This window comes from Alphaproteobacteria bacterium (assembly GCA_019746225.1).
Classification (GTDB): Bacteria; Pseudomonadota; Alphaproteobacteria; order Paracaedibacterales; family VGCI01; genus VGCI01.
This window is the reverse complement of the sequence record JAIESE010000036.1, coordinates 53,384-80,229: the sequence shown is the minus strand read 5'-3', so window position 1 is coordinate 80,229 and position 26,846 is coordinate 53,384. Positions and strand designations below refer to the sequence as shown.

General features: G+C 44.3%; 22 protein-coding genes and 1 other RNA gene. 7 read left to right on the top strand and 16 right to left on the bottom strand.

Annotated features, from left to right (window positions below; genetic code table 11):
• Positions 1–139 precede the first annotated feature (139 nt).
• The 5 genes from K2Y18_06715 to K2Y18_06695 form a co-directional block, all read right to left on the bottom strand.
• Positions 140–943 carry an RMD1 family protein gene (locus K2Y18_06715; GenBank protein ID MBX9805426.1) on the bottom strand — a complete coding sequence of 268 codons (804 nt, stop codon included), beginning with the start codon at positions 941–943 and terminating at the stop codon, positions 140–142.
• 128 nt (positions 944–1,071) lie between these two features.
• Positions 1,072–7,329, bottom strand: coding sequence for an NUDIX hydrolase (locus K2Y18_06710; GenBank protein MBX9805425.1), 6,258 nt, complete (start codon positions 7,327–7,329; stop codon positions 1,072–1,074).
• 211 nt (positions 7,330–7,540) lie between these two features.
• Positions 7,541–8,509, bottom strand: coding sequence for a flippase-like domain-containing protein (locus K2Y18_06705; protein ID MBX9805424.1), 969 nt, complete (start codon positions 8,507–8,509; stop codon positions 7,541–7,543).
• 35 nt (positions 8,510–8,544) lie between these two features.
• Positions 8,545–8,991: an A24 family peptidase gene (locus K2Y18_06700; GenBank protein MBX9805423.1), complete on the bottom strand. Its 447-nt coding sequence runs from the start codon at positions 8,989–8,991 to the stop codon at positions 8,545–8,547.
• Positions 8,992–9,050: 59 nt separating this feature from the next.
• A complete protein-coding gene (locus K2Y18_06695) occupies positions 9,051–10,043 on the bottom strand; it encodes an asparaginase (GenBank protein ID MBX9805422.1) in 993 nt (330 codons plus the stop codon).
• A gap of 164 nt (positions 10,044–10,207) precedes the next feature.
• Between K2Y18_06695 and rnpB the strand changes: the two genes are divergently transcribed.
• Positions 10,208–10,626, top strand: an RNA gene (rnpB, locus tag K2Y18_06690) — RNase P RNA component class A.
• A gap of 39 nt (positions 10,627–10,665) precedes the next feature.
• Here rnpB and K2Y18_06685 read toward each other — a convergent pair.
• On the bottom strand, positions 10,666–11,592 hold the full coding sequence (locus K2Y18_06685; GenBank protein ID MBX9805421.1) for a 4-(cytidine 5'-diphospho)-2-C-methyl-D-erythritol kinase: 927 nt from the start codon (positions 11,590–11,592) through the stop codon (positions 10,666–10,668).
• A gap of 23 nt (positions 11,593–11,615) precedes the next feature.
• Entirely contained in the window at positions 11,616–13,217 is a 1,602-nt protein-coding gene (locus K2Y18_06680; GenBank protein ID MBX9805420.1) for an electron transfer flavoprotein-ubiquinone oxidoreductase, read from the bottom strand.
• Positions 13,218–13,274: 57 nt separating this feature from the next.
• Between K2Y18_06680 and K2Y18_06675 the strand changes: the two genes are divergently transcribed.
• Complete coding sequence (locus tag K2Y18_06675) at positions 13,275–14,045, top strand: uracil-DNA glycosylase (protein MBX9805419.1); 771 nt, start codon at positions 13,275–13,277, stop codon at positions 14,043–14,045.
• A 4-nt stretch (positions 14,046–14,049) separates the two neighbouring features.
• Here the strand turns inward: K2Y18_06675 and K2Y18_06670 are convergent, their stop codons facing one another.
• The 4 genes from K2Y18_06670 to K2Y18_06655 form a co-directional block, all read right to left on the bottom strand.
• The gene (locus K2Y18_06670) at positions 14,050–15,300 is read right to left on the bottom strand and encodes a type II toxin-antitoxin system HipA family toxin (protein MBX9805418.1); all 1,251 of its coding nucleotides are present in this window, start codon (positions 15,298–15,300) and stop codon (positions 14,050–14,052) included.
• On the bottom strand, positions 15,300–15,524 hold the full coding sequence (locus K2Y18_06665; protein ID MBX9805417.1) for a helix-turn-helix transcriptional regulator: 225 nt from the start codon (positions 15,522–15,524) through the stop codon (positions 15,300–15,302). Before K2Y18_06665 ends, K2Y18_06670 begins: the two co-directional genes overlap by 1 nt.
• A gap of 153 nt (positions 15,525–15,677) precedes the next feature.
• Complete coding sequence (locus K2Y18_06660; GenBank protein ID MBX9805416.1) at positions 15,678–16,262, bottom strand: chloramphenicol phosphotransferase CPT family protein; 585 nt, start codon at positions 16,260–16,262, stop codon at positions 15,678–15,680.
• Positions 16,259–17,686, bottom strand: coding sequence for an ATP-binding cassette domain-containing protein (locus K2Y18_06655; protein MBX9805415.1), 1,428 nt, complete (start codon positions 17,684–17,686; stop codon positions 16,259–16,261). The genes K2Y18_06660 and K2Y18_06655 overlap by 4 nt, the downstream gene beginning before the upstream one ends.
• Before the next feature lie 332 nt (positions 17,687–18,018).
• On the opposite strand from K2Y18_06655, the gene K2Y18_06650 reads away from it, so the two are divergent.
• Both K2Y18_06650 and nrdR read left to right on the top strand, forming a co-directional pair.
• The gene (locus tag K2Y18_06650) at positions 18,019–19,227 is read left to right on the top strand and encodes a serine hydroxymethyltransferase (GenBank protein ID MBX9805414.1); all 1,209 of its coding nucleotides are present in this window, start codon (positions 18,019–18,021) and stop codon (positions 19,225–19,227) included.
• 4 nt (positions 19,228–19,231) lie between these two features.
• A complete protein-coding gene (gene nrdR / locus K2Y18_06645; protein ID MBX9805413.1) occupies positions 19,232–19,681 on the top strand; it encodes a transcriptional regulator NrdR in 450 nt (149 codons plus the stop codon).
• A gap of 27 nt (positions 19,682–19,708) precedes the next feature.
• Here the strand turns inward: nrdR and tssE are convergent, their stop codons facing one another.
• From tssE to tssB, 5 genes are all read right to left on the bottom strand, one after another.
• Complete coding sequence (gene tssE, locus K2Y18_06640; protein ID MBX9805412.1) at positions 19,709–20,209, bottom strand: type VI secretion system baseplate subunit TssE; 501 nt, start codon at positions 20,207–20,209, stop codon at positions 19,709–19,711.
• Positions 20,210–20,272: 63 nt separating this feature from the next.
• The gene (locus K2Y18_06635) at positions 20,273–20,833 is read right to left on the bottom strand and encodes a hypothetical protein (GenBank protein ID MBX9805411.1); all 561 of its coding nucleotides are present in this window, start codon (positions 20,831–20,833) and stop codon (positions 20,273–20,275) included.
• A gap of 313 nt (positions 20,834–21,146) precedes the next feature.
• Positions 21,147–21,740 carry a hypothetical protein gene (locus K2Y18_06630; GenBank protein ID MBX9805410.1) on the bottom strand — a complete coding sequence of 198 codons (594 nt, stop codon included), beginning with the start codon at positions 21,738–21,740 and terminating at the stop codon, positions 21,147–21,149.
• Between the two features lie 29 nt (positions 21,741–21,769).
• On the bottom strand, positions 21,770–23,242 hold the full coding sequence (gene tssC, locus K2Y18_06625) for a type VI secretion system contractile sheath large subunit (protein ID MBX9805409.1): 1,473 nt from the start codon (positions 23,240–23,242) through the stop codon (positions 21,770–21,772).
• A 17-nt stretch (positions 23,243–23,259) separates the two neighbouring features.
• Positions 23,260–23,781 carry a type VI secretion system contractile sheath small subunit gene (tssB, locus tag K2Y18_06620; protein MBX9805408.1) on the bottom strand — a complete coding sequence of 174 codons (522 nt, stop codon included), beginning with the start codon at positions 23,779–23,781 and terminating at the stop codon, positions 23,260–23,262.
• Positions 23,782–24,073: 292 nt separating this feature from the next.
• Here tssB and K2Y18_06615 point away from each other — a divergent pair, with 292 nt between their 5' ends.
• The 3 genes from K2Y18_06615 to truB are packed head-to-tail and all read left to right on the top strand — an operon-like array spanning position 24,074 to position 26,631.
• Entirely contained in the window at positions 24,074–24,541 is a 468-nt protein-coding gene (locus K2Y18_06615; protein MBX9805407.1) for a hypothetical protein, read from the top strand.
• Positions 24,542–24,601: 60 nt separating this feature from the next.
• Positions 24,602–25,717: a rod shape-determining protein RodA gene (gene rodA, locus K2Y18_06610; protein MBX9805406.1), complete on the top strand. Its 1,116-nt coding sequence runs from the start codon at positions 24,602–24,604 to the stop codon at positions 25,715–25,717.
• Entirely contained in the window at positions 25,714–26,631 is a 918-nt protein-coding gene (gene truB, locus K2Y18_06605) for a tRNA pseudouridine(55) synthase TruB (GenBank protein ID MBX9805405.1), read from the top strand. The genes rodA and truB overlap by 4 nt, the downstream gene beginning before the upstream one ends.
• Positions 26,632–26,846: the final 215 nt, after the last annotated feature.

Genomic DNA, 26,846 nt, shown 5'->3' with positions numbered 1-26,846 from the left:
TAAAAGTCAGATGCTCTACCAACTGAGCTAAGGGCCCCATTATCTCACTATAATAGTCTCTTTATAAGATGATTATTGCCACAGGGTCAACGAAAAAGGCACCTCTGGACGCTAAAATTAACATTAAGACGAAATAAGCTTATAAAAACTTTAACACTTCGTTGCGAAGTACGACCACAACCTCAATGAGAATAAGCAGGATAATAATCAGCTCAAGTCGCGAGGAGTGGCGATGGTTCAACTCACTGGACAAAATGTCATAAAGTTCATGGATCACATCCAATCGGCGATTCAGGATATCGAGGCGTGTTGTGATGTCCAAATATTCCGATGCCATCAGATAATAAGGCTCATAGCGTGGGCGGCGCCAGAAAAACTCAGGCGTGTCTAAGATATCGCTGTGGAGGTTAATAGAATTGCGCTCTGAGAATAATGCGCCGATTTTTTTGGAGAGCTTCTTTCGTGACATGTAGATCTTGCCTTTTCGCGCAAGTTCGGCTGGAAGGTGGCGTGTTTTTTCAATGGTTCGGCTGACCGATTCTTCAAACCATTCGAGCTTTACGGATTGGGATAATCCGTGGGATAGGGATAACTTGATGAGCACATCGTCGGATTCGAGGACGATTTCATCTTCCTCTTCTTCAATAACCGTCGCCTCTCCATAATGAAAGGTGGAAAGGTCGTGGGTTGGAAACATCAGCGGATGACCAACGAATGGGCGAATTTCGGACAGGATCTGATGTTCTTCCTCCTCCTCTAACCCCCAGAAAATGGTGCATCCGTAAGGAAAAATAAAAACATCTCCCCCTTCAGATTCTTCCCCATCTTTTCGAATATGGATCACATTGTCATAGAATTTAGGCTCACGGCCCTCCTCGCGTAAGAATTTAGCGAGCTCATCGATATCATAAATATCGCCCAAACAGTAATAAGAACATCTCATGAAGCACCGGGTGTTGTTAATCCTGCTACGGATTATGACCGAAAAGGCCTCTCAAGCACAAGCCCTCTTCCATCCAATAACGGAATAGGGATCTGCCTTGGCCTTGAAGTCAACGGGTTGCCAAGAATCTAATTACACCCACAGGCTATAATCGTCAGATCGTTCTTATGAATTTTTAAGTCCTCTAAAGATTCTGCAGTTGTATTTTCGTGCTTCAAAACACATTGACTTAAATCCAAGCGCTTTAACGGCAGTTTCGCATTCTCTCTTAAGGCTTTATATAGGTATTTAAGGCACCTATCCTCATACAAGTCACCAACCAGAGTCAATGACTCTAAGGTGGTGTTATCCGCAAGGAGTTTAGAAAGAACGATTATTTTGTCAGAACCAATATCTGGAATCTCTATAGAGGTACAGCTTTTAAGAATATATCTGGCAAGGTCCTCATTGCCCCCCCATTCCCCTCTTAAAGCTTCACTGAGCCATTGTCCGGGAGCTTGCATAATTGTCTGTACAGTGTTTTGAACCCAAGCTTTTGCCCCCTTTGATAAACTTTCTTTATGAGGAAGTAATTTCATAAGAATCTTATCATTCTTTTCACCCAGTATTAGAGTCTGAAGTGATGAGTCACCCATGAGGACATCAACGAGAACGGCTCGAGATTTTTCATCAAGGTATTTCTCCTTTAAGTCCAACGTGCGAACATTGCCAGTTTTCAAAATAGCCGTGGCAAGGTTTTTATGTCCTGATTCAATAGCTAGGCTGAGGCTTTCCTCTAAAGAGGTGCACACCTTCTCCCAGGCGCTCGTCCGCCATGTACGCCACCATTCTGAAGGCATATTTTCACAAGAGATCACTTCTTCAAGGAGATCTCGCTCGTTCTTTTCAGGGACTTTTAAAACCTTTACAAATTGAGTGAAACGAACGCCTTCCACTAAAGCACTCATCCCCTTAGAATCCATAACAGCCTGGCTCAAATCTACGGTCTGTACCCCTTTAGTTTCTCTCAAGAGGCTCGCCACTTCCTTTGCTTCTCTCTCGTCTATATACCTATTGCCCCCCAGTCGAACCGTATGGATATGGGGCGCATCGTGAAGAGCTTCTCTCAACTCTTTGATCGGTGAGGTAAAAAAGCCACTCCAAGACGGAAATTCGAGGTCGATCACTCTTATGGTTTTGTTAAGCTTTAATGACTCACACATTGGGCTAAATTTACCTGAGTAAAGCTCTCTTAATTTCAACTCAGTCAGAGGTTCTAAAATAATCTGAATCAAATTTGTCAGGCCATAGGTTAAACATGAATTTAGTCTCATTTCATGATTTGCCAAAAGATCTGTGATATTGACCTCAACCCATGATTTTAATCCCCCTGTCAGTTGATCCCTATTGGGATAAAGGGCATTCAAGAGCTGCAACTTGATATCACCATTGGAGAAGGTAAGTTCCGGCAGAGTTTTCAGAACCTTCAATGTATCAATAAAATGAAGAAGAGCAGAATCATTTAGCCGATCCCTTCCCCCAAATTCATAATGGGATATAACTGAGTTGGCCTGCATCAATTTTGAAAGTTTTCCCATGTCCTCTTCATAACCAAATCTCTCAAAAGGAACCTTCAAGCGTTGAATCGTCTTATTTTCTTTAAGCCCATTGAAGGCAGAGTCAATCCAAAAGTCACTACAACCCCGATCAAACGGGGTCAGATCCATCGTGGTGACCGTTGTTTCTCTCATAATATTCTCAACCAATTCAGGACATTTTTGCTCAATGGCCAATTTAATATTCTCTTGTGGATTGGAGATGATTTCGGCCCATGTCTGAACAAACCAGGGAGCTTGCCGGAAAGCTCCTTCAGGGGCTTTCATCAAGTGGCCTATGACAGCAATCATGTCCTTTGGTGACAACGTTAATTTCCCAAGGGTTTTATTGTCCCGAAGACTCTCACTTAAACTTTGTAGGGAGCTTCCATAAAGGCCACACGCGCTCAAATTCAAGGATTGAAGTCTTGTATTGACTCTTAAAGCCGGGATGAGTTTTTCAACATCAGAATAGAGGTGCGCCCCGCTAAAGTTTAAGCTCACGTAATTTTCATCTCTCGAGAGGCCCTCGGCAAGGGCATCTATCCAAATCCCTCGCGTGGTGAAATGCTTAAGTTCAATTTCTTGAGGAGAGTGTTTTAGAATACTTAACATGGCCGACACATTTTCATTTCGACAAGCGCGTGTCATGTAGGATATTGGGTTTGTAAGAATAGCCGCCCTTGCCCTTACAAACCAAGGTGCTTGGGCAAAAGGGCCATCAGGTGAAGCCAGGAGAGCCAAGACGATGTCAACATCCATACCTTCAACAAACGTTACGGCCTCAAGGGTTGAATTTTCGCGCAACCCGTTGATGAGTACTTCTTTCCATTGATTTCGATCTTTATAATCAAATTCAACATTTGTAAAATCGAGCGATCCAATGGTTGTTGTGGCGATAACCGGGGAAATATGTGCCCATCGCTTTTGTGTCAAATGGCGTTGAATCGTCTCCACGGGGGTGGCGCGAGCCGATTCCTGTGCAGCAATAAACCAGGGTGTCTGCCTAAAAGGACCCTCTCCCATTTCATCAAGAACATGGATAACATCCAACTTGGATTCCTTTGACAGTTGGACACTTGTCAGAGTGCTGTTTTGTCTAAGACCCGTGCACAGCAGATCAATTAAAGATGTAGAAAGTTCACACTCGTTAAGTTTTAATGTCTTAACGGTTTTGTTCTTTGACAAAGCTGTTGCAAGACTTCTCATTGCGTTTTCATCAAAGTGGACACCACTTATATTCAAACAACCATTCTTGAAAGGTCTATTGCTTTCTATAAATCTTATATAAGAAGCGAATTCATCACTTCTTAATATGTAACTGAAATGTTCCTTGTAAACGACTTCTTCAACGCATTCTTCTAAAATAGCTGACACAATGTTGGACCGCTTTTGATATTGAGTTGCCTTCAATGCTTCAGGAGGCTTTTGAGTAATTTTACGCAAAGCCCCTTTAAACCACGGAGCATCGCGGAACGGTCCATCCGTTTCTAAAAGGGCATCCAGAACAGCAAAAAATTGACGCTCCTCTAGGGTAAGTGTTTCAAGAGTGCTATTATCTTTTAGTTCCTGCGCAAAGGTCGTTAGTTGCTTTTCATCCAGATAACAACCTTTGCAATCAAATTTGCGTAAAGCTCTCACCTTTAATAACTTCATTAAAAATGGCATTTCGACACCACTTAAAGTGATATTCGTTAAGTAGTTGTTGGAGGTAATTGCCTGTATTACACCTTGTGTTTCTTCAGTATCCGGGATAGAGACATAATTCAAACATAAGGAATTTTCAGTTCTTTGAGTAAACACTTCAGCAAGAACGCCATAATGTTTTTCCTTTAAGAGATCTTGGATAAAGCTCCCCAAATTTCGCAGCATAGTGTTCCAGTATTCCACGACTGTGGGTTCATTCCTGTAGGCACTTAAGCTCTTCTCGTTCAGAATGATATTCATAAAGGGGTAAAAAGTGTTATGGTATGAACTTTTAGAAAAATACACATCACTTTCTTTTAGGACGAGCTTCATGGTCTCGTCAAACCAAGGAGTCCCTCTTAAGCAGTGGCTCTCTTCCAACATAAGACTATTCAAGATACTAACGATCGCATGCTTATTCCCTAGGAGTCTTTTTAGGGTTTTGTTTTCTTTCAGGGCGTTCAAGAGTGAAGAGATGTCCTCTTGGCTCATATATTCAAGGGTCAGCTCTTCAATATTTTCAATGATGAAGGAAAAGAGGTTTATGTTACCCCCTTTTAACAATCCCATAATTGTAGACGTTGATTTCAATTTCCAAGTTGATACTAAGTTATTAAACCAGTCTAATAATTCCCCTGTCAGTTTTGCACGATGAGGGACGAGCGCATTTAATAAACTCGTTTCTGTTATATACGTTAGGCGACTTTTGAAAGTAGACGGATTGAGGTTTTGTAAGACCTCCTGATAGGAGTCCAAAAATCCCCTCAAAGCGGGTGCGTGATTATTTAAGATAAGATGAATGAGACTCCCAATAGAGGGTTTCTCTTCAAGTGCATCATTCGTAATCCCTTTGTAAGCTCGTTTATACAATTCTTTAAGGAGAGGAGGATTTACAAAACTGCCCTCAATAACACATGTTTCTTGGGCTAGCCAATCGGCGAGCATAGCAACGGTCGTAAACCGCATTTCTTTGTCGTAAAGCATTTCCTCTTCTTTTGATAAAGGAAAACGCAAGAAATCTTTAATGATTAACCTCGTTGGATCCATAACAGCTTTAGGATGAAGGAAAATGCGATTTTCAGGGAATAAGGTTTTGAAGGAATTTTTTTCTAGGTAATCCTTTTCTTTCAGGCATTTTTGGTGGCAGTTTTGATGCTGTGCCAATTCTCCTTGGATTCCTCCAAGGACCTTTTGCGTTGATTTATTATCCTTACAATAAGAGCCTCCTGGATGACATGGGTAGTTACGATCATCCAACCCCTCAAGGGATTGACTGATCGTATACATCACACTATTCGAGGCTGTCTTATTTTTAAATTCAATAAACTGCTGATAAATTGAATGGAAATAGGCATAAATCGGGTTTTCAAAGCCCGCAAGTGCTAAACTCTCTTCAAACTTTTCCTCAATATTTGGGGGGGCAACATTATGATTATTAATGACATACTCTGGAGACGAAGATGCAGAAGTCGTCGTATTAAGTCCCGCAAAGAGAACAAAATTTACAAATAACATTAAATTAGATGTTAAGCTTTGACTCGTGCCCAAGCGTTCAAGCATACCCCACATGTTGGGATGATCTTTGAAGTAGATATCAGTCCCTCGAAGGACCATAAGATTCTTTAAGGAGCGAACATCGATAAGCTCACGGAGATAAGTAAATGATTTGTATAAGTTATTGATATGTGTCGTCGCACCATGGAAGAATGTTGGCCACGCTCTATTTTCTGTTTCAGACTCTAAAATATCAGCAAAGAACTCGTAGTCACTCTCTAGAAGATCAATTGTGCGTTGAAAATCAGGTTTACAAACATCAAAATAGGCTTTGATATTTTCAATATCAGCGGCGCGACGCTCGGCCTTATCATTCGGGACCTTAGGAGCTTTAAAGTCCTTACCCAAAACACCACGTAAATGAATTCGGCTGAGAGTTTCTTCACAGTTGGGGTTCCAATTTGAACCCAGTTCAGCTTGAGGGAGCACATCTTTCTGTAGGCGTCTTTTGATCTGCACCATCGCCATACCATGCGCAGCTACAGCTTCGGCAAAATCACTTTTTTCTTGTTTAATGTTGCCCGTATCTCGACCAAAAGCATCCTTGCCAAAAGTAATCGGCGTATATTTTCTAGGATCGTTTTCTTTGTCTTGCTGCTCCTTGGGGTTCCACCATTTTTCAAGGGTGTTGGGGACCCACTTTCCCTCTTTATTTTCCACAACCCACGAAGGGACAGGAACGTCCCAGTCAACTTTAGAAGAATCATGAGCTACCTGAGGCTCTTCTTTGCCAGAGTTTGAATCGGTTTCATCAGGCAGAACATAGAGACGATTGAGATAAGGACGAACACTCTTATTAAATCGCCTTATTTTCTTGTGCTTTGAAAGCTCGCTCAACAATACCAGGCCTGAGTCAGTTGACAAGTTTTGAAAGAAAGGTTTGAAAATTTCAATCTTTCGGCCCTCTATCTCCAATAGGGATGACTTTTGTTGAACTGCTTTAAGAACGAGGTCAGCATCAACCCATAGAAAATCTGTATACTCTTTGTGATGAGCATCTTTAGCCTCATTCACTTTATCCTTAAATATTTTGGACTCTAAATACTGAACTTTTTGCCAGTACATATAATAGAGCAAACCCTCCTGTTCCTTTGGGGTATAGGTTGCAGTAAAGGCGGTTTTTCGCAGGAGCCTTGGGTGAGTCGCAAATATGCCATTTGACTCTTCCTGCACTTCTCTTACCGCAGTTTCTACTATTGTTTCAGGGATTTCAGGAACTACAAGAACTTCAGGAGCTGCAGGAACTTCAGAGGTTTCATAGAGAAATTTTTTAGAGCTTTTGCCCCCAAAGTTGCACCATTCACCTATCTCTTTATCCTTGCTATCATTACGTTTGCCCATCAAAATGTAAGTTTTGCCGTCCTTAATCGCCCAGTGCAGTATCCCTGCGGCGGTGCTTTTTTCATCACTTGGAAGGTCAAGGGGCGCTGAAACAGATTTAAATTTTTTAAGCTTCTCGAGATTTTTTTGAATGTCCTCAACAGAATTCAAGCGATCAGAGGCAAAGGCAGGCGCAAGAGATTGCGCGAGCATGCTCAATGCAAGAAATAGAGAAATGCCACGTCTAATCATTAACTTAACCTCTTAATTTAACAAAGTAATGCGCTGACCCAAAGTCAGCAATCGTTTGAAGGAAAATGAATATTATATAATTTAATATTATTAGATATATGGTTGTTGTTTTTATAATTTCAACAATAAAATTTACAAACTTTACTTGAGGCTGAACAACGCTCTCTAATTATTGAGTATTTTATCAGTGTTTAACTTACTTATATAATATTTACACGCTTGATTCAACGGGCTTCAAACGCCGCTTCTCCAAGAGCCATAAAATCAGACCCGGCAGCCCGCTCACCAGATGCAACACGCCATACACCAGCGATAAGGCAAGGGCAGTTTCTTGAGGCACTCCATAAATTCCCAGCGCCACGATGATGGCGCCTTCTCGTAAACCCCATCCTGCAAAGGAGATGGGCAGAGATGTCAACAACATCACCACGGGTAAAATGGCAGCACCTTGTTGGAGGGTAAGTTGGATATCAAATGCCATCATTAAAACTTGAAGGCCAGCAATAAGAAGGATACTGGCAAGGATCGAACTCATAAGAATAGATATGAGTAACGCCTTATGAGATAAGGCTTTTTGGGTCATTTCAATAACAGAATGAAGGGGACGAATCAGAACAAAAGTGTGCCAAGATTTGGGGATAAAAAGAAGGAAAAGCCCACCTGCGAAAACGCCCGTGAGAAGAAAGATTGTTAATACAAAAGGCCATTTTAAATCTGAGTTCAAAAGAACTTGACCTTCTGCGGGGATGACCAACAGGCACAATATACCAAGCGCGATAAAGCCAAACAAACGATCCATGAAGACGCTTGTGACCGCATTGTTCAGGGTAGCACCATATCGACGGACAGCTAGGATGCGGAAGAAATCTCCCCCAACGGAACTGGGCAAAAACTGGTTGAAAAAAGCGCCAATAAAGGTGGCTTCCGTTAAATTAATTAAGGGCGCCTCAACGTTTCCCAAACGTACAATCAATTGCCAGCGTTTCGCAATCGCAACGTGCGTTGCCCAAATGAGTACGAGGACAGCACCCAAGATTCCTGGATGCAGGTTTTGAATTACCTCCCAAACTTTTGAGAGATCAATCTTTTTCATCAGCCAAAAGATGAGCCCCCCAGATACAAAGATCTTTAAGAGGATGCCCCAGGGAAACTCCGACGAAGATGTTGTTTTATCATTCATATTTTAAAAATGCCTTGAGGATCATATTGCTTAACTCATACCTCATTCATCGTGATAAAACAATGAATTATGGAAACAATCCCCAATCCTAAAAGAAGAGCGGGCGTCAACGGATAGGTTTTGAGGCCCCAACGATGACGCCAAATGAGGCCAGTGAGTAGGGCAAAGATGCCTGTTAAAATGAGATATAGGGGAAGCTTTTGTTGGTTAAGCCATAACCCACAAAATGGAACTAAAATAAGATCCCCCCAACCCATCGCGGGTTTTCTCTTGAGCAGATAGAAAATGCCGTGGGTCACGATAAAAATAAAAGAGAGTACCCCGGCGGCATAACGACCTTCCGGATTCGGTGCAACAATTTGATGACCAAGAGATACGATCGCAAAGACGATCAAACCCCAAAGGGGGACCGTTTGATGACGAACATCTTGGTAGATGATGGGAAGCGAGATAAGGAGGAGGAGACTGTAAGTGAAAAGCATGGTTTTCCCTAAAATTAGGCTACAAAAAAGATCTTAATCTAAATTAACTTCCCACACCTTCACCCCACAAACGCTATCTCTCCCACGACTTCCTTGTTCCAGGTCTTGATGGAGGGATTGGCCCACTGCGCCCAGTGGGGATTGTTCTTCAACAGATTATGTTTTTTCAATATTCCCATGATCGCGACTTCAGCGGCCTGCAAATGACCATCATCAATTTTAAGAGCAATACCCCATCCTTTATGAGGCACAATGACGGAAAAGACTCCATCAGCGCCCATTTTGGCAAGAATTTCACCCCCAGATTCTTGAGTAATGGCACTGCAAAAACGACCCGTTCCCGCAATAAGATCCGGATGTGCTTGGATGGCAGCCACCACTTTTTGGGCACTTTCAGAAAAAGGTGATTTCAAGATCTTCGGATTTGCGATCTTGGCCATGCCTTTGGCGAGATTCTTCAAGGGCATGCCGATCACGGGAATCTGACATCCATCGGTTCCCATCGGGGCGGTTTTCACATCAATTTCAATCATCTCCTCAATCACGCCGTTGATGTATTTTTGAACCGGATGGTCAAAGCGTGAATATCCTTCTACGGGAGCTTTTAAATGAAGAGCAAGAGTGACAAACCCGGTGTGTTTACCGGAACAAGCATTGTGAGCCAGCGTTAGGACACGTCCTTCAAGAGCAAACGCAAGGGCTGTTTCCTTGCTCATAGACGCATGAATGCCGCACTCTAATACATCACACGTGAGGCCTAAACGGTCCAACCACTGGGTTACAACGTTAACATGACGATCCTCCCCATTGTGGGACGCGCAAGCCATCGCAATTTCAGGCATTGAGACATTGAAGGAATCCGCAGCTCCAGAGGTAAGCATCCCCAGCGTTTGAATAGCTTTTAAGGCGGAGCGTGGATATATTTCTCGTTTCACATCTCCAACGGCATCAATAAGTTGACCGCTGGCATCTACCACAACATAGGCGCCGCGGAAATAACTTTCCACCATATCGCCTCGAACCATTTGTACCAAAATGGGATTGCTTTGCATTGTTTATCTTTCCTTATTAATCTAACCTTCCTCGCTTAGGTGACCATCACGACAAAGGGGTATAAAAACTCTCACACTATTTTTATTGTATTTCATGAGACAAACGTGTCCCAACCATAGTGCTTCATTGACAAAAGGTCAAAGGAAACCTATATGATACAGTACCAGATGGCTGGATGACTGCTGATTTTGAGGGCAACCTCGAGGTTGGAGGAAAGTCCGGGCTCCACACAAATAAGGGTGGCGGATAACGTCCGCCGGGGTCAGTTGACAAAGGCTGACTTTAGGGAAAGTGCCACAGAAAATATACCGCCGTTGAGGCAACTCAACGGTAAGGGTGAAATGGGGCGGTAAGAGCGCACCGCACCTCTGGTAACAGAGGTGGCAGGGCAAACCCCACTCGGAGCAAGATCTAATAGGGATGAGCGAGGGGGCAACCCCTCAACTGTGTTTGTGCAGGTCATCCGGGTTGATCGCTAGAGGCGACAGGTAACTGTCGTCCCAGATGAATAGTCATACAGTAAAGTAGGATGCAAATCTGAAGCTTTGCGGACAAAACCCGGCTTATAGGCCATCTGGTCATTTCTTTAACTGATAGTTTTGAGGGTTGAGCAGGAATATATCAGGTAAATATAGTCTTCACAGGCGTAGGTGCCTCTGGAAATAATTGGCAGATTATGCTCCAACCTTCTGGATATTTTGCTTCAAAAAGCGCCTTTGCTTGTTGTGCAGAGTCCTCATCCCCAAATATTCCAAAGCAGGTGGCCCCACTACCAGACATCCGGGCGAGATGACAGTCTGGGGTTGCCTGGAGCGTTTCGAGTACGTTCTCAACGATGGGTTCTCGAGCAATCGCGGCTGGTGTCAGATCGTTGGCTTGAGATTTCAAGTATTTCAGGAGATTCCCTTGAAAGGCATGGTCCAAGACAATCTCAAAATCTTGGGGTGAGGTATAGGGGGGGCGAATCTTCTCAAAAACATCGTGTGTTGGCAACGCCACACCTGGATTCACGAGAAGTATTACCCCGGATAATTTTTGATGAATCGGGATCGGCAACACTTCACGCTCAGATCCGTCAATCCAAAAGAAAGGTCCCCGCGCAAATTGACGGGCCAAACACACCGGCAAATCGGCCCCCAATGTAGAGGATTCCAAAATAAGAGTGTCTTCTTGCGTTGTTGAAAGGATAACTTTGTGGTAATCGAGAAGGGCGGCAATGGTGGCTGCCGCATCACTGGAACCGCCACCGATGCCTGAAGCTATGGGTAGATTCTTCGTCAAATGTATGTGGATTTGCCCAATATCAGGATACTTTTTCCCCATAAATTGAGCGGCTTGGATGATGCTGTTATGGGGCCCGAACGTGATTTGATCGGCAAAAGGGCCATCTACCGTGAGGCTGGATTGATCCGCCTTTTCAATGGAAATTTGATCGCCTGTGTTCGCAAATGCAATCAAGGATTGCAGGTGGTGATAGCCGTCGTTTAAGCGCTCGACGACATGGAGCATGAGGTTGATTTTGGCCGGAGCTAGGCGAGTAATAGTCATTTTTTTCATTTCAGCGCGTAAAATTACATATCACTGTAAGTTGGGCCACTCCCGCCTTCTGGGGGGACCCAGTGAATATTCTGCAGTGGATCCTTGATATCACAGGTTTTGCAGTGAATGCAATTGGCGCTGTTGATTTGGAGCGATGGCTTTCCTTCCGTTTTCACGATTTCATAAACATTGGCGGGGCAATAGCGTTGCTCGGGGCTGTCATATAAGGCGAAGTTATGAGAAATGGCTAAATCCGGAATCGCTAAATGCAAGTGATTCGGTTGATTTTCGGGGTGATGGATCGTGCATAAATAAACCGAACTTAAGCGGTCAAACGTAACCACGCCGTCGGGTTTTGGATAAGGGATGCGCTTGCTGGCAGAAGCCTTTTTCAGTTGCAGGTGATCCGCATGATTGTGAAGGGTCCAAGGGGCCTTTCCTCGAAATATATACGTGTCTAAAGCTGCATGGATTAAGCCCAACAGCATACCCCATCGAAATCCGGGACGAATATTGCGCACCTGTTGAAGCTCAATGGCAACCCAGCTTTTGCGCAATCGATTTTCATAATCATTACGTCGCCCTTGCAAGGTCTCCATTACACCTTCGGCCGCGAGCATGCCCGACTTCATGGCCGTATGGGACCCTTTTATTTTGGGCACATTGAGAAACCCTGCGCTGCAGCCTATCAGCGCGCCACCAGGGAATGTCAATTTCGGCAAAGATTGCCAACCGCCTTCATTAATAGCGCGTGCCCCATAACTGAGGCGCTTTCCACCTTCGAAGAGGGGACGAATCGACGGGTGGGTTTTGAATTTCTGAAATTCTTCGAAAGGGGATAGGTAAGGGTTTTGATAATCCAGGGCCACAACATATCCGACGGCCACTTGATGGTCATTCAAATGATAGAGGAAACTGCCCCCATAGGTCTTTAAGTTTAGTGGCCATCCCACACTGTGGAGAACCGTACCAGCTTTGTGTTTTTCAGGAGTTACTTGCCATATTTCTTTGATGCCCAACCCATAGGTTTGGGGGTCAGAATTTTCCCGCAACTTGTAATGATGAATGAGCTTCTCACCCAGACTTCCCCGCGCCCCTTCGGCCACCAATACTTGCCTTCCATATATTGGAATACCGGGTTGGAAAAGTTCTGTTGGATTGCCATCTCGTCCAACGCCCATATCGCCGGTCTTCACGCCGCGCACAGCCCCTTTCTCATCGAACAATACGTCAACAGCTGCAAATCCAGGGTATATTTCCACGCCGAGAGCTTCGGCTTTTTTTCCCAACCACCGACAGAATTGACTTAAGGAAATGATATAGTTGCCCTGGTTGTGCATTTGGGGCGGGATGGGGAGCTTCAATGCGCGCTTCTTAGTCAAAAACCAGAACTGATCTTGTGACACCGGTATCGTCAAAGGGGCACCTTTTTGATTCCAATCGGGGATGAGCTCATTCAACGCGCGAGGCTCAAACACACACCCAGAAATAATGTGGGCACCGACTTCTGATCCCTTTTCCAAGATACAAACAGTGACTTGAGGATTGAGTTGTTTTAGTCGAATGGCAGCGGACAGTCCGGCGGGGCCGGCTCCCACAATCACAACATCGTAAGTCATCTCGTCCATATTTATGCCGCCTTCTTAAAACACAGTTGTCATTCACCTAATTATACTTTAGACAAAGTAAGTATGATGATAAATCAGAAACTTATTGAAACGTTGCGATGGTATCAAGAATTGGGCATTGACGTGGCCGTTGGTGATACCCCTCGTAATCATTATGAGCCGTTAAAGTCGATTCCTTCAAAGGGTGCTGCACCCGTTCAATTGAAATCCCCAACGCCTTCTCCTTCTGTGCCCTCGATGATGCCGCCTCCCAACTTGTCAGACTGCAAGACGCTGGCGGATTTACGCCGTGTTCTTGAGGCCTTTGAAGGATGTCCTTTGAAAAAGACCGCCACAAATTTGGTCTTTGCCGATGGCAACCCAAGTGCAAAGGTGATGTTGGTGGGCGAAGCGCCTGGCGCCGATGAGGATCGTCAAGGCGTTCCCTTTGTGGGCGTGAGCGGCCAACTTTTGGATCGCATGCTCGCCACAATTGGGCTTGATCGCACATCCGTATACATCACAAACATTGTCCCCTGGCGTCCGCCTGGAAATCGCCAACCGACCCCTCAAGAGATTACGGTATGCAAACCGTTTGTGGAAAAGCACATCGCACTCGTTTCTCCAACCCTATTGGTTTTGGTGGGTGGGGTTGCTATGAAGACGCTGTTTAATACCAATGATGGCATTATGCGCTTGCGTGGGACTTGGCAATCTTATACGTCGCCTGAACTCAAAGACCCCATCAAGGCGATTGCGACCTATCATCCCTCTTTCCTCTTACGCTCCCCGGGCCAAAAAGCCCAATCCTGGCTTGATTTGTTGATGATTAAAAAAGCCCTTGCGGGCGGGTGAGGGGTTAAAGTTGCCTCAGGATGTGATCAGATCTCTTTTTAATTACCTGACAGATATCATCAAATATTATTGAGTAAGTCCCTTGTTCTTTTAGTGCTGCTTTGAGAGTGTGTGCTTGTTCTAGACAGTCTTTTGAAATCTTCATTAAGTCTTTGTTCAATGCTCTCTTTGCGACGGTTGTATCAGGAACAATTCGTTGCCAATGGCGAAGAAGGACAACCTCAGGGTCATATTTGCCTCCTATTTTCATTGCCATCTTGTTTGAGAGATTTGGATATATAATAGTTGATAACAAATCATAAGCTGGTGCTAATCTTGGTAGTCGATTTGTAAAGAGAATAGAATTATTTTTACCGTGAGCATCTGAGTTTCCAATGAGGTAGTTGAAAATCAACCTTTGGATAAACGCGAGTCGATCAGCAGCAGGTTGCAAAGAGTGATTCTGCAGCAGTTCTAAACTTTGCGTAACGCTTGGACCTCCTTCACGTTCATATTTGAGTTCTGGCAGAACTCCCAAAACTTGACAGAAATCCTCTTGGTGTATCCGTACAATCTTGTTGTTCGAATCAATTTGACGATCATAACGTTCTACAAGAAAGTAGGGAGTATCGTCTAGCCAGCGGATTTCTGCGCGTGGTGTTTCTATTTCTAGTAGCGCGGCAAGTGATAAGCAGAATAATTCATTGTATACGCTGTCTTTTACCTCTTCTATCAAAGGTTTTAGGATATGAGTTGTAGGGGTCGTTCCCCTCACCAAAGCAATACAATCATCTACTAAACTGATGGCAAGCTTATCTTGAGCACCTGCAAGAGAGAGCCTGACATTGTCTTCTCCTGCCATTAAGGGGCGTCGTTTTAGGAGATTTAGGATTTCCTTCAATTGTTTGTTGTCAAGTTTTTCAATATCTCCATTTTTAGGAGGGGGAGGCAGTTCCCCTTCAGGATATAAAGCAAGAGCCCCTGCGCACTCTCCTCCAATTGCTTCGAGTAGTGAGAATGGATTCTTCTCTGAAACACCTAAGTAGCGGGCCAATCGGTGACGGGCGATATCATCGGGCAGAAGACCGGAGAAAAAAGCACGAACTTTTATTTCTTCGTATTGCTCTGATCGCACGGGCATAGATAAAGAAATGGGCATTGAATTCTTATCGGAGACGTAATTTTCTTCATACTGAAATTGCAAACGTCCTGAATTGTCCTGTATCAATTTTCCAACCAGTTGCTCGTGTAAATAGACGTCTAAAATACGGGTCATTAGTTTACCTCTCCTCTTTTCCTTGCAAAGATCTCAATCCCAAGCATTTGCAAGACTTGCATGACCTTCCCGATATGACAGGTTTCTTTTCCTTGCTCAAGTTCCCTTATAAAACGGATGCCTACACTGGAAGTAGCTGCAAGTTGTTCTTGTGTTAGACCTTGCTCTTTTCGCGCTTGACGGACCCAAATCCCGAGACCTTTAATATCTTCAATTTTTTTCATTTTTATCAACCCTTTCGGGATGATTATATCATATTTTAGTCCAAAACAAAGAAAATAATCCCGTACGGGTCGATTTATCAAATTTGTAAGGTACTCTACGCAGATTAGTCCCGATCGGGACGATTTCCATACAATCAGTTATACCTTTCCATCTCAACCAAAGGATCGCGGATTTGGCTCATTCTTCATAAACGACAAGATTTCTTGGGCACACTCAAATGCGGATTTTCTGGTGGTGTCAACGGTAAAATCATAAGGGCGTGAGCGATTATGAACGCGGGCGATTTGATCGTGTCCTAATCCGATTGCCCGATCGCCTCGAAGAAGTTCTCTTTCTTGTAAGGATTTCAAATCACACATCACACCAATAAAATAGACCGTATGTCCCACGAGGGCTCGGACATAAATTTCCAATTCTGCATCGGTGAATAATACCTCATCCACAATGAGGTGATGCCCGTCATCTGCTAATGTTTTCACAACATTTGGGCAGGATTGGGTAACAGCACTTCCAAACGGCCCACTTTTGATGCGCATGAAGGGCCCTTCGTCATCTTGGTCGGGAATAAAGTGATAGCCTTCATGGGCTTTTTCACCAAACCCAACATATTGTGCCGGCATCATGTCAATAAACAAATCGATACCCAAAAGCAACCAAGGCTCATTTGCCAAGTGTTGAATGGCCTTGGCAATAGTTGTTTTTCCTGAGGATGAGCATCCATTTAAAAAGAGTATCATTTGACCACCCCCCCATTTCTCAACTCATAAAAATCCTCTATCCCGATTTCTTTCAAAAAATCCTCGTCATGAGAGATGACGATCATGGCACCGGGATACTGTTTTAACACTTGCACCACGTGGTTTCGTGTTTCGAGATCGAGGTTATTGGTAATCTCATCCAGGATCAACAATTTTGGCGTCTTTGCGGCAATTTGGGCAAGCGAAAGGCGTGCCTTTTCACCGCCTGATAGGGTTGATACCATGGCCGAAGCTTCTTCATTTTTGCGAAACAAAAAGTCATTCAGAAGACGCCTTACATCCGCAAGGGTCCAAGTTGGGACAAGATCTTGAATTGTCTGGCGCACACTTTTGTCGAGAGTGAGGGTCGAATAATGCTGATCCAAGTATCCAATATCTTCACGCTTTGGGGTGATCCATTCCCCTGATTTGATAACAGTGGGGTCATTAAGAATGCCTTTAACGAGCGTCGATTTTCCGGACCCATTATCGCCTTTTATGGCAAGACGCCCAGATGCGCTTAAGGATAAAAAGATGCTCTCAAGAACAGGGGTGTTATACCTGCAACCTCCCTCTGCAATGGAAAGAATCACTCTAGAGGAAAATACCTCAGAACTTTTCAGAGAAAACGTCGGGACAATGATTTCGGGCAATCGTAACTCAGCTAACCTTTCGGATAGATCATGTTTTTTGGTGTGAATATCGTGTTTTTTACGACCCGACGTTTCTTCAGCACGACGGGCTTTTGCGCCGGATACAACCGTTGGCCATTTTCGCTGATCAATGTGTTTCTCTCCTTTGAGGCGGCTATTCTTTGCTCGTGTTTGCTCTTGCATGAGAGCGGAATGTGTTTCCTTTTTCTGGAGATCTAAGGCCGACAATTCCTTCTCGAGAGAAGTTCTCCTTTGGGTTGTTTCCCGTATATAATCGTCATAATGTCCTGAAAAAACAGTGACTTTCCCCTGATCTATATGCCACAGCGTATTGATGCAGGTGCGCAACAGCTCAATATCATGGGAGACCACAATGAGGGTCCCTGGAAATTTTTGAAGCAGGCGCATTAGAGAGCGGCGATTCTTCAAGTCCAAATGATTGGTGGGCTCATCCAGCAAAAGGACATTTGGATTTGTGATGAGGGCTTTTGTGAGCGCCTCATTCAGACGCTGACCGCCACTCATTTGCGAAAAATCCTCAATCACTTGAGGAACATAGGCAATCCTAACATCGTCAGGTATAAAGACTTCCCCTTCTGATGGTTGGGCATGGCCTCGAAGGATATTTATAAGAGTCGATTTCCCTGAGCCATTGCGCCCCACAAGGGCAATGCGCATGCCGGGGTGAATGCGGGTCGAAAAGTCCTCAAAACAGACTTTTTGGGGGAAATGGAGTCCAAGGGAATTAATTGAAATGGGATGATGCATCATAAGATACCTCTCGATAATTGTTTGAAATTTAGGACAATTCTGCACACCGGATCCGCAAGGGTTTTGTGCGTCTTCGCCCTGAATCGGGCCTATCGAGGGGAAATTTTCATAATACGTATAACCTGTAAAATTTGAGGGATACTAGAAATAAATATGGGAATCTTCGAGAAAATTGTCAAGAGCATGTGTAAATTCTAGCAAGCAACCCCTTTGCCAAAGGGACAGAATTTGGCTATGGTGGAAAAAATTGTCCCTTTAAGTTAAGGATTATACACACTGTGGCTATTTCTCATGAAGCTCTCTTGAAAACTGACCCTCAAATTGCAGAAGCTATGAGCCTCGAGTTGCATCGACAACAAGATCAAATTGAATTGATTGCGTCCGAAAATATTGTTTCTCGAGCTGTTTTGGAAGCGCAAGGGTCTGTGATGACCAACAAGTATGCGGAAGGCTATTCGGGTCGCCGGTATTATGGGGGGTGTGAATTCGTTGATATTGCGGAGGATTTGGCCATTGATCGTGTAAAATCGCTCTTTGGATGTGCATTTGCCAATGTCCAACCCCATTCCGGGAGCCAAGCCAATCAAGCGATTTTTCTGGCCCTCGTAAAGCCGGGTGACACGGTTTTAGGGATGTCTTTGGCAGCTGGAGGACATTTGACGCACGGATCATCGGTCAATTTGTCGGGCAAATGGTTCAAAGCTGTCTCCTATGATGTTCATCCAGAAACGCACCTCATTGACTATGATGATGTTGCCAGAATTGCCAAGGAAACTCAGCCGAAATTGATTATTGCGGGGGGGTCGGCTTATCCACGAACCATCGATTTTGCTCGATTTCGCCAAATTGCCGATGAGGTGGGCGCCTATCTTTTTGTGGATATGGCTCATTTCGCAGGTCTTGTTGCAGGTGGCGTGTTCCCAAGCCCTTTCCCTCATGCTCATGTGGTTACGTCCACAACCCACAAAACCTTACGGGGGCCCCGTGGCGGCATTATTTTAACGAACGATGAGGCATTGGCGAAGAAAATAAATTCTGCTGTATTCCCAGGTTTGCAAGGCGGCCCGCTCATGCATGTCATTGCGGCAAAAGCGGTGGCATTTGGGGAAGCGTTGAAGCCTGAGTTTAAAACCTATGCAGCTAATGTCATTGCCAATGCCAAAGCGATGGGCCAACGATTGGTTGAGGATGGTTTTTCTTTGGTATCGGGCGGAACAGATTCTCACCTTATTCTCGTGGATTTGCGGGCGAAAGGCGTGACGGGAAAAGACACCGAAGTGGCTCTTGGACAAGCCAACATTACGTGCAATAAAAACAGCATTCCTTTTGATACTGTTTCTCCCACGATCACATCAGGCATTCGTCTGGGAAGTCCTGCTTGTACTTCGCGCGGCTTTGGGAAGCCAGAGTTTGTCCAAGTGGCGGATATGATTTCAAAAGTGATTCATGATCCCTCGCTTGCGACCATTGCACAAGTTCGAGAAGAAGCAATTTCTTTATGTCATCGCTTCCCTATTTATTCTGAACAGAAGGGAGCCTAGAAGCGTGCGATGTCCCTTTTGCAACCACCCGGATACAGGGGTTAAAGACTCTCGAACCACAGAAGACAACGCCACCATCCGAAGGCGGCGGTTTTGTATGGAATGTGGTTCACGCTTTACGACGTTTGAACGGGTTCAGTTGCGCGATTTAATGGTTTTGAAGAAAAGCGGTCTTCGGGTTCCATTTGACAGGGACAAGCTGGCGCAATCTATTGAAACAGCTTTGCACAAACGGGAGATTGATCCAGAGCGGCTCGAACGTGTCGTTTCCAGTATTGTACGACAATTGGAAACGTCCGGAGAAACGGAAATTCCAACAACGGATATTGGCGAGATGGCTATGGATGCGCTTCTCAATCTAGATTCTGTTGCTTATGTACGGTTTGCAAGCGTTTATAAACAGTTCAATGACGTCAAAGATTTTGTAGCGTTTATTAAGAACAATTCCTTGTAGAGGGAAAAAGCACCTCCCTCTCAACGCCTATCTTCCCCCCATGGCGAAAGCAGTGGGGAAGGTGAGCTCTCCTTGAAATTCTTTCATGGCAAAGTCGGCGTGGATGGTAATGCTCAAGGATTGTTGTTTTTTGTCAAATGCGGTTACGTTTGCGGTGACATTCTTTATCCGAGGCTCATAGCGCTTGATGGCTTGTTCACAAAGTTCAGCGATGCGGGGCCATTCTTGTTCATTTGTGGCATCATATTGGGAAAAATCCCCAAGGCCAAACATTTCTGGGAGTCCGAAGTTTAAGGGGTCTTCTGAAAAATCTTCATATTCAGCACGTTTAACAGTGGCCCGGGTATTGAGGATACGTGAAACTTCATGCTCAATGGATTGAATCAGCTCAAAGCGGTTTAGATTCTTCTTTACAGGATATTCGGTCGATGTTTCTGGATCTTCATCGATTAAGCGATCGAATAACGGAGCAGGAGCTCCGATTATCATTTTTGTTTCGGCTGTGGCATCCTTTAAAGCTCCGGCCATAGTATACTCCTTGATGCTTTTTCAGTAATGACGAAGACAGTACTTTAATTTGCAGTAGACCTATTATACAGCCTGGTTCTTCGCATAATCCCAACCAGAAACAGTGTTTCCTTTTTGCGTATTTGTATAATCAGTTGCAGCTGCTTTGTCTGTGCGCTTGGTGATACGGGCTTTAATGATGAGCTTATCCGGAAATTCTTCAACAGCTTCAAGAAAGCAATTTTCAAACGTGGAGGAATATAATAATTTATTGTGTTTATCTTTTCCCAAGTGGCCTACACGGGAAATAATAATTTTTTTAATGGGGGTATTGTTCCTCATGTTCTCTCTTAATATGGGCATAGCTGAATCTGTCAAAACATGCATCTCAAGCAAAGAATGAATAAGAGTCGCACTGGCCTGAAAATCACTGGTCATATTGCCAATGGAAGGACGTTCTTCAATGCTCGTAAACCAGAGCAGCTGAACAGATTCTTTAACTGTTTCAACCTCAACAGAGGTGTGGGCGAAGACTTTGTCGATTGAAACAAAAAAGCTTGATGTGACTGTCCCGATAGGAGGGTTTCCAGATGGCGAAAATTGGTTTTCTGTTGGGGAAGTTTGAAGCGCTTTTGCGTCGGACATCTAAAAAATTCCTCTACCTTAAATCAGCGTATTTCCTAAGGGAAACAGTCACCTTGGTGACCCAAAGGAGGTCATCCTTAACAAATGGTTAACAATTCATTAATAATAGCTTAACGTGCATACCTGGTGTTTGGCAACTGGTGTATAGCTAATTTTATTAAAATTAGCTAAATAGGAGTAGCAAAGCTTACCCGTCGAAAGTGTTGGGGGATTTATTAAAGGAGACAGGTTAAAAAAAGACCCCTGATTTACTTACGCAAATGAGGGGTCGAATTGGGTCTTTATTTAACAAGACAGGGAAAGACTATCCACCTTAAGCCATAGGGGCGTTTTGTGTATAATCCCAACCAGAAGCTGCACTTCCTGAAGTGGTTGCTTGAGTACCGGTAAAGTCTGTTGTTGCAGCTGTGTCAGAGCGTGTATTGACACGAACTTTAACAATGAGTTTGTCTGGAATTTCTTCGATGGATTCAATGAAGTTATTCGTAAACGTGCTGGAATACATTTCTGTGTTGTCGGCTCCCTCACCAAGATGGCCGACGCGCGTAATTTTCATTTCGGCAACTGGTTTGTTTGAACGCATGTTCTGACGCAAAGTCGGCATGGCGGAGTCAGTTAGAATATGCAATTCAACCAAGGAATGAATAAGGGTCGCACTGGCTTGAAAGTCACTGGTCATCGTCCCAATCGACGGGCGTTCTTCAACGCTCGTATAATAGAGTAGATGGACAGCATTTGCTAATCCGGCAGCGTTCGCGCTTGACCCTGAGCCAACGTTTGAGGTGGCAAAAATATCATCCATTGAGATAAAGAAGCTCGATGTAACAGTGCCTAAGGGCGGGTTGCCTGCTTCGTCCTTATATCTTTGACTTACGGCCTGTATGCTTTGTTCTTTGTTAACTGCCATCTCTAACTCCTTTCAAATTACCGCGTGCTTTATTGAGCCGCCGGTGGTGGTAAGGTTGCGACCATTCTGATCGAGGCCGATAGTTCTTCCATTTGGAAATGCGGTCTCAAGTAAATGACAGACCGATAAGATCCTGGTTTTCCTGGAATTTCGTAGACATCGATCCGTGCTTCTCTTAAGGGGAATTTCGCCTTAACTGGTTGAGAGGCGTTATCATTGATAACCACATAACTTGCAATCCAGGTGTTGAGATACTTTTCAACGTTGTCCCGTGTTAAGAAGCTACCGATCTTGTCGCGCATAATTACTTTGATGTAGTGCGCAAAACGAGAGGCTGCCAAAATATACGGCAGACGGGCGGAAAGGTTCGCATTGGCATTGGCATCATCTAAGTTGTAGATCTTTGGCTTTTGTGTTGTTTGTCCGCCAAAGAACGCCGCATAGTCTGTTCCTTTGCAATGGCACAGAGAGATGAAGCCAAGATCACTCAACTCTTTTTCACGACGATCGGTAATGGCTGTTTCTGTTGGGCACTTCAAGGCGATATCGCCGTCGGTTGTTTTGAACGTAAAGGCTGGAAGGCCTTCCACGATGCCACCGCCTTCAACACCACGTATCGCTGCTGTCCACTTATAAAGTGAGAAAGCGTTCGTTATACGTTGACCCAAAATGTAAGCCGGATTTGTCCAGCAGAATTTTGATGTATCGGCACCAGCCACATCTTCTTCAAAGTTCAATCCTTCTGCGGGAAGGGTGTTTGCTCCATAAGGAAGACGCATCAAAACCCGCGGCAACAACATGGCCACATAACGGGAGTCTTCTGTTTCGCGGAAAGAGTTCCACTTAATCATTTCAAGACTTTCAAAAATCTTAGAAAGATCTCTTGGAACGCCCAAGTGTTCAAATTTGTCCAAATCAAAAAGTTTTGGATCGGCCGCTGTCAAGAATGGTGCATGCGCGGCGGCTGCCACTTGAGACATCTTTTGAAGAAGTTCCATATCTTGAGGATGGCGGGTGAATTCAAAGTCACCAACCAAACAAGAGTAGGGATGGCCACCAAACGTGCCATATTCTTCTTCATAGATTTTCTTAAACATTTGGCTTTGGTCAAATTCAACGGCCTTTTCCAAATCGTCCAGAAGTTCTTTCTTGGTAATGTTCATTAAGCGAAGTTTCAAATGCACAGCTGTTTCGGTATTCATCACCAGGTAGTTTAAGCCTCTCCAAGACCCTTCCAGTTTCTGGAAAGCGGGGTCATGCATGATTTCGTTTAATTGATTCCCAATCAAATCATCAATTTCAAGAATGCGTTGATTGATGAAGGCAACCGTATCGTTGCTCACAACGGTTCCTTGCTCGAGAACTTGGTTGACAAATTCTGTTACCAAATCACGTGCAAATGGTTTTTGCGAATCATCGCGAGCCAATTTACCTTTCGACATTAATACATCGAGGGCGGTTTCTTCTGCTGCTGCTGGTGCGTCTGTTTTATCGTCAGCCATGATCGTATCTCCTTAAATTAAGATGCAGCGGGAGGTGGCGTATCGGTGATACCCAACTCTGTTTTCAAAGCATCGCGCTTTTCCGTATTGGTAATAATTTCCTGTAACATTTCACCCAAAGTGTCGTTACCATCCAGCTTGGTCAGTAAGTCTTTTAGGCGTGTTCGCGCTTCATAAAGTCTCTCAAGGGCAGGGACTTGCTTGGCCACATTGAGGGGTTCGAAGTCTTCAATATTTTTGAAGAACAACTCAACGCTCATTTGTGTATCGTCATTGGCAAGAGTATTGTTGATGCGCAACGCTAGCCTTGGATTAATTGAGGCCATAATTTCGTTGATATTATCGCGGTCAATCTCTGCGAATTTGCGGTCTTTAACTTTCGGTAAGGCTTCAGCTGGCATACCCGACAGGTCAGCCAAAATTCCCATAACAAAAGGCAATTCCTTCATCTCGATGGCGTTACCAATTTCAACGTCATAGGTAATTTGAACCCGTGGTGGTCTTACCCGATCCAGTTTATGTTGTAAACTTTCAACCATTTTTGAGCCTCCTTGTTCTCTCCAATATCGGAGAATTTCCGTGCTATACTTTAATTAATACGCTTAATTGTTTAAAAAATTATTAATTTTGTTAAAGTTTATCGATTTTTTGATTTAGAGATTATTAACAAAGTATTAATTTATTATTTTGAGTACGGAGGACTTTAAGTATGTGTAGACTTGCTATGAAAAATTCAAGAGGGGTGAAGCCCGAGACGAGCTCGTGCTTGTCAAAATCAAGAATTCTGATGTAAAGTAATATTAAGATTTACTATTTATGGGGAAAATATCCATGACAAATCAACCGCATACTGCCGAAAAGCCTAAAGAAATTGTTCTTGCTATAAAGCTTCTTTGGGCGTACTTCGCGGTCAGCATTCTTGGTATGGTGTTGAATTGGGGGCATGTCATTCTTATGGCGCGTACTAAATCTCCAGACTTTCCACCCCCCAATTTTCCGATGACTCTGGAGATGTTTCTTATTCTAACAATGAGCCTTTCCTTAACCATTCTACTTTGGATAATTCTTAAAATTTCTTCGAGTCGCAATTGGGCGCGTATCCTTTATTTAATCACCATGATCATTGGAGTGCCTTCATGGCTCTTGAACTTCATGGAAATGATGGAAGGACCTAAAATGGTGATTGTTCTATCTATCTTCGCAATATTCTTGTCCTTGGGTGCCTGTGTTCTTTTGTTTACAAGGCCCTCAAATGCATGGTTTAAGGAACAAAAAGCGCTTCGAAAACTGAAGAAGTAATGATTTTAATTTAAACGCCCTATGCTAAACAACAAATAGAAATAAAGCACCCGTAACTCTATGACATCTATTGCCCTTAAAGTATCCCTCTTGCGCCAAATTAACCCGTGGGTGATTGGGCTGTTGATTCTCATTGCCAGTGTCGGGTTTTTCATGCTTTACTCCGCAGCCAATGGCAGTATGACACCTTGGGCCTGGAAGCAAGTATACCGCTTTTCCATGGGTTTTACGCTGATGTTTGTTGTGAGTGTGACCGATAGCCGAACATGGATGGCCTATGCCTACCCAATCTACTTTGTAACCTTGATCTTGCTTGTTGGTGTTGAAGTCATAGGGTTTGTGGGGAAAGGGGGGCAACGGTGGATTGATCTCTATGTTTTTCAGCTTCAGCCGTCTGAGGTCATGAAAATAGCTCTGGTCCTGGCACTTGCCCGCTTTTTTCATAAAAGAACTCTCGATGAAATTCGACAAATATCCACGCTCCTGGTGCCCCTCGCTCTTATATTCGTGCCGACCCTTCTTGTGATGCGTCAACCGGATCTTGGCACGGCGATCATTTTGATTTTATGTGGATGTACCCTTTTCTTTGCAGCGGGTGTCCAATGGTGGAAATTTTTGACGGCGGGAGTCGCTATGCTGGCAGCAGCTCCGGTGATTTGGATGCAACTCTATGATTATCAGAAAATGCGGATCTTGACCTTTATCAATCCCGAAAGCGATCCTGCCAATTCGGGGTATCATGTAACTCAATCTAAGATTGCGCTTGGGTCTGGAGGTCTGACGGGCAAGGGTTATCTGAAGGGAACTCAAAGTCACCTCAATTTCCTGCCTGAAAAGCAAACGGATTTCATCTTCACAATGTTTAGCGAAGAATTCGGCTTGATAGGGGGCATTATTCTGCTGGGCCTTTATGCAGCGCTTCTGGCCTATGGATTTCGGATTGCGATGGCCAGCCGCACTTCATTTGGTCGGCTGGTTGCTTTGGGGATGACAACAACAGTTTTCTTGTATGTTTTCATAAACATGGCTATGGTTATGGGCATGTTGCCTGTAGTGGGCGTCCCTTTACCTTTTATTTCTTATGGCGGAACCGCGATGCTCACCCTTCTGATTGGACAAGGATTAATTTTTTCTGTTGCCTTGCATAACACCATTCGATTTGGCCGAAGCAGATGACGTTTGCAAAGAGAGTAGACGGTTGGATTATCCTCGATAAGCCCTATGGGATGACGTCGACAAAGGCGAGCAACATGGTACGTCGACTCACTGGGGCTTCAAAAGCGGGTCATGCAGGAACTCTAGATCCCCTTGCGACAGGAGTTTTGCCCATTGCGTTGGGCGAGGCTACAAAAACGCTTCCTTATGTTGTGGCCGACGTAAAGGAATACTCCTTTCAAGTGACATGGGGGGAGGCGCGTATTACTGACGATGCAGAAGGGGTTGTCATTGCAACTTCTGATCATCGACCTTCCTCGGAGTCTATAAGTGACATTTTGCCTCAGTTTATGGGGACAATTAATCAACGGCCCCCGATATTTTCTGCTCTTAATATTGATGGAAAACGTGCTTATGATTTGGCAAGATCCGGTGATCCCTTGATTTTAGCGAATTTGAAGGATGCTATCGCTTTGAAAACACGCCCTGTTGTGATTTACAACCTTGTGCTGGAGTCGATTGATTCCCCCGACCAGGCGACGTTTATTGTTACTTGTGGACCTGGGACATATGTTCGCTCTCTTGCCCGCGATATGGCGGAAGTGCTAGGCACAGTGGGCTATGTTTCTCGTTTAAGACGTATGCTTGTTGGAAAATTTCATCAAATTGATGCGATTTCTCTGGAAATGTTGAAAGAATTCGGGCATAAATCAGAATTACATCAAGCATTTCTTCCCCTTGGGGCTGTTCTGGACGACATCCCGGCAGTTTCCGTGACGGAGGAAGAAGCGATGAAGATTAACCAAGGGCAGCGGATTCCTGTCATAGGGAATGGCGTTGGATTTTCTTTGGTTGTTCTTAAGTTAGGCGACCAGGTGGCCGCCATAGCGAAGGCGCGCGAAGGGTATTATTACCCGATTCGTGTTTTTAAATAGCTTTGCTTTTGTCTACTTAACGGAAGAGTAGGGGACGAAAGGGTAGGTTGTCGAAGGGTTAGTATAAGCTCGTTATGATTGTACATAATGTTTGAGCTTCTCCCAGACATCTGTATGGAAGCTTTCCTCTAACTGATTGAGTTAAAGAGAGTTAACTTCCGCCGTAAAAGGCAGTTAAAAGTTGCTTTTGGTTGACTAGACCTGGAGCGATATAA

Excerpts from the sequence above, each read along its gene's own strand:
- K2Y18_06715 (MBX9805426.1), bottom strand. The coding sequence starts at position 943 with ATGAGATGTTCTTATTACTGTTTGGGCGATATTTATGATATCGATGAG.
- K2Y18_06710 (MBX9805425.1), bottom strand. The coding sequence starts at position 7,329 with ATGATTAGACGTGGCATTTCTCTATTTCTTGCATTGAGCATGCTCGCG.
- K2Y18_06705 (MBX9805424.1), bottom strand. The coding sequence starts at position 8,509 with ATGAATGATAAAACAACATCTTCGTCGGAGTTTCCCTGGGGCATCCTC.
- K2Y18_06700 (MBX9805423.1), bottom strand. The coding sequence starts at position 8,991 with ATGCTTTTCACTTACAGTCTCCTCCTCCTTATCTCGCTTCCCATCATC.
- K2Y18_06695 (MBX9805422.1), bottom strand. The coding sequence starts at position 10,043 with ATGCAAAGCAATCCCATTTTGGTACAAATGGTTCGAGGCGATATGGTG.
- K2Y18_06685 (MBX9805421.1), bottom strand. The coding sequence starts at position 11,592 with ATGACTATTACTCGCCTAGCTCCGGCCAAAATCAACCTCATGCTCCAT.
- K2Y18_06675 (MBX9805419.1), top strand. The coding sequence starts at position 13,275 with ATGATGATAAATCAGAAACTTATTGAAACGTTGCGATGGTATCAAGAA.
- K2Y18_06670 (MBX9805418.1), bottom strand. The coding sequence starts at position 15,300 with ATGACCCGTATTTTAGACGTCTATTTACACGAGCAACTGGTTGGAAAA.
- K2Y18_06665 (MBX9805417.1), bottom strand. The coding sequence starts at position 15,524 with ATGAAAAAAATTGAAGATATTAAAGGTCTCGGGATTTGGGTCCGTCAA.
- K2Y18_06660 (MBX9805416.1), bottom strand. The coding sequence starts at position 16,262 with ATGATACTCTTTTTAAATGGATGCTCATCCTCAGGAAAAACAACTATT.
- K2Y18_06655 (MBX9805415.1), bottom strand. The coding sequence starts at position 17,686 with ATGATGCATCATCCCATTTCAATTAATTCCCTTGGACTCCATTTCCCC.
- K2Y18_06650 (MBX9805414.1), top strand. The coding sequence starts at position 18,019 with ATGAGCCTCGAGTTGCATCGACAACAAGATCAAATTGAATTGATTGCG.
- tssE (MBX9805412.1), bottom strand. The coding sequence starts at position 20,209 with ATGGCCGGAGCTTTAAAGGATGCCACAGCCGAAACAAAAATGATAATC.
- K2Y18_06635 (MBX9805411.1), bottom strand. The coding sequence starts at position 20,833 with ATGTCCGACGCAAAAGCGCTTCAAACTTCCCCAACAGAAAACCAATTT.
- K2Y18_06630 (MBX9805410.1), bottom strand. The coding sequence starts at position 21,740 with ATGGCAGTTAACAAAGAACAAAGCATACAGGCCGTAAGTCAAAGATAT.
- tssC (MBX9805409.1), bottom strand. The coding sequence starts at position 23,242 with ATGGCTGACGATAAAACAGACGCACCAGCAGCAGCAGAAGAAACCGCC.
- tssB (MBX9805408.1), bottom strand. The coding sequence starts at position 23,781 with ATGGTTGAAAGTTTACAACATAAACTGGATCGGGTAAGACCACCACGG.
- K2Y18_06615 (MBX9805407.1), top strand. The coding sequence starts at position 24,074 with ATGACAAATCAACCGCATACTGCCGAAAAGCCTAAAGAAATTGTTCTT.
- rodA (MBX9805406.1), top strand. The coding sequence starts at position 24,602 with ATGACATCTATTGCCCTTAAAGTATCCCTCTTGCGCCAAATTAACCCG.
- truB (MBX9805405.1), top strand. The coding sequence starts at position 25,714 with ATGACGTTTGCAAAGAGAGTAGACGGTTGGATTATCCTCGATAAGCCC.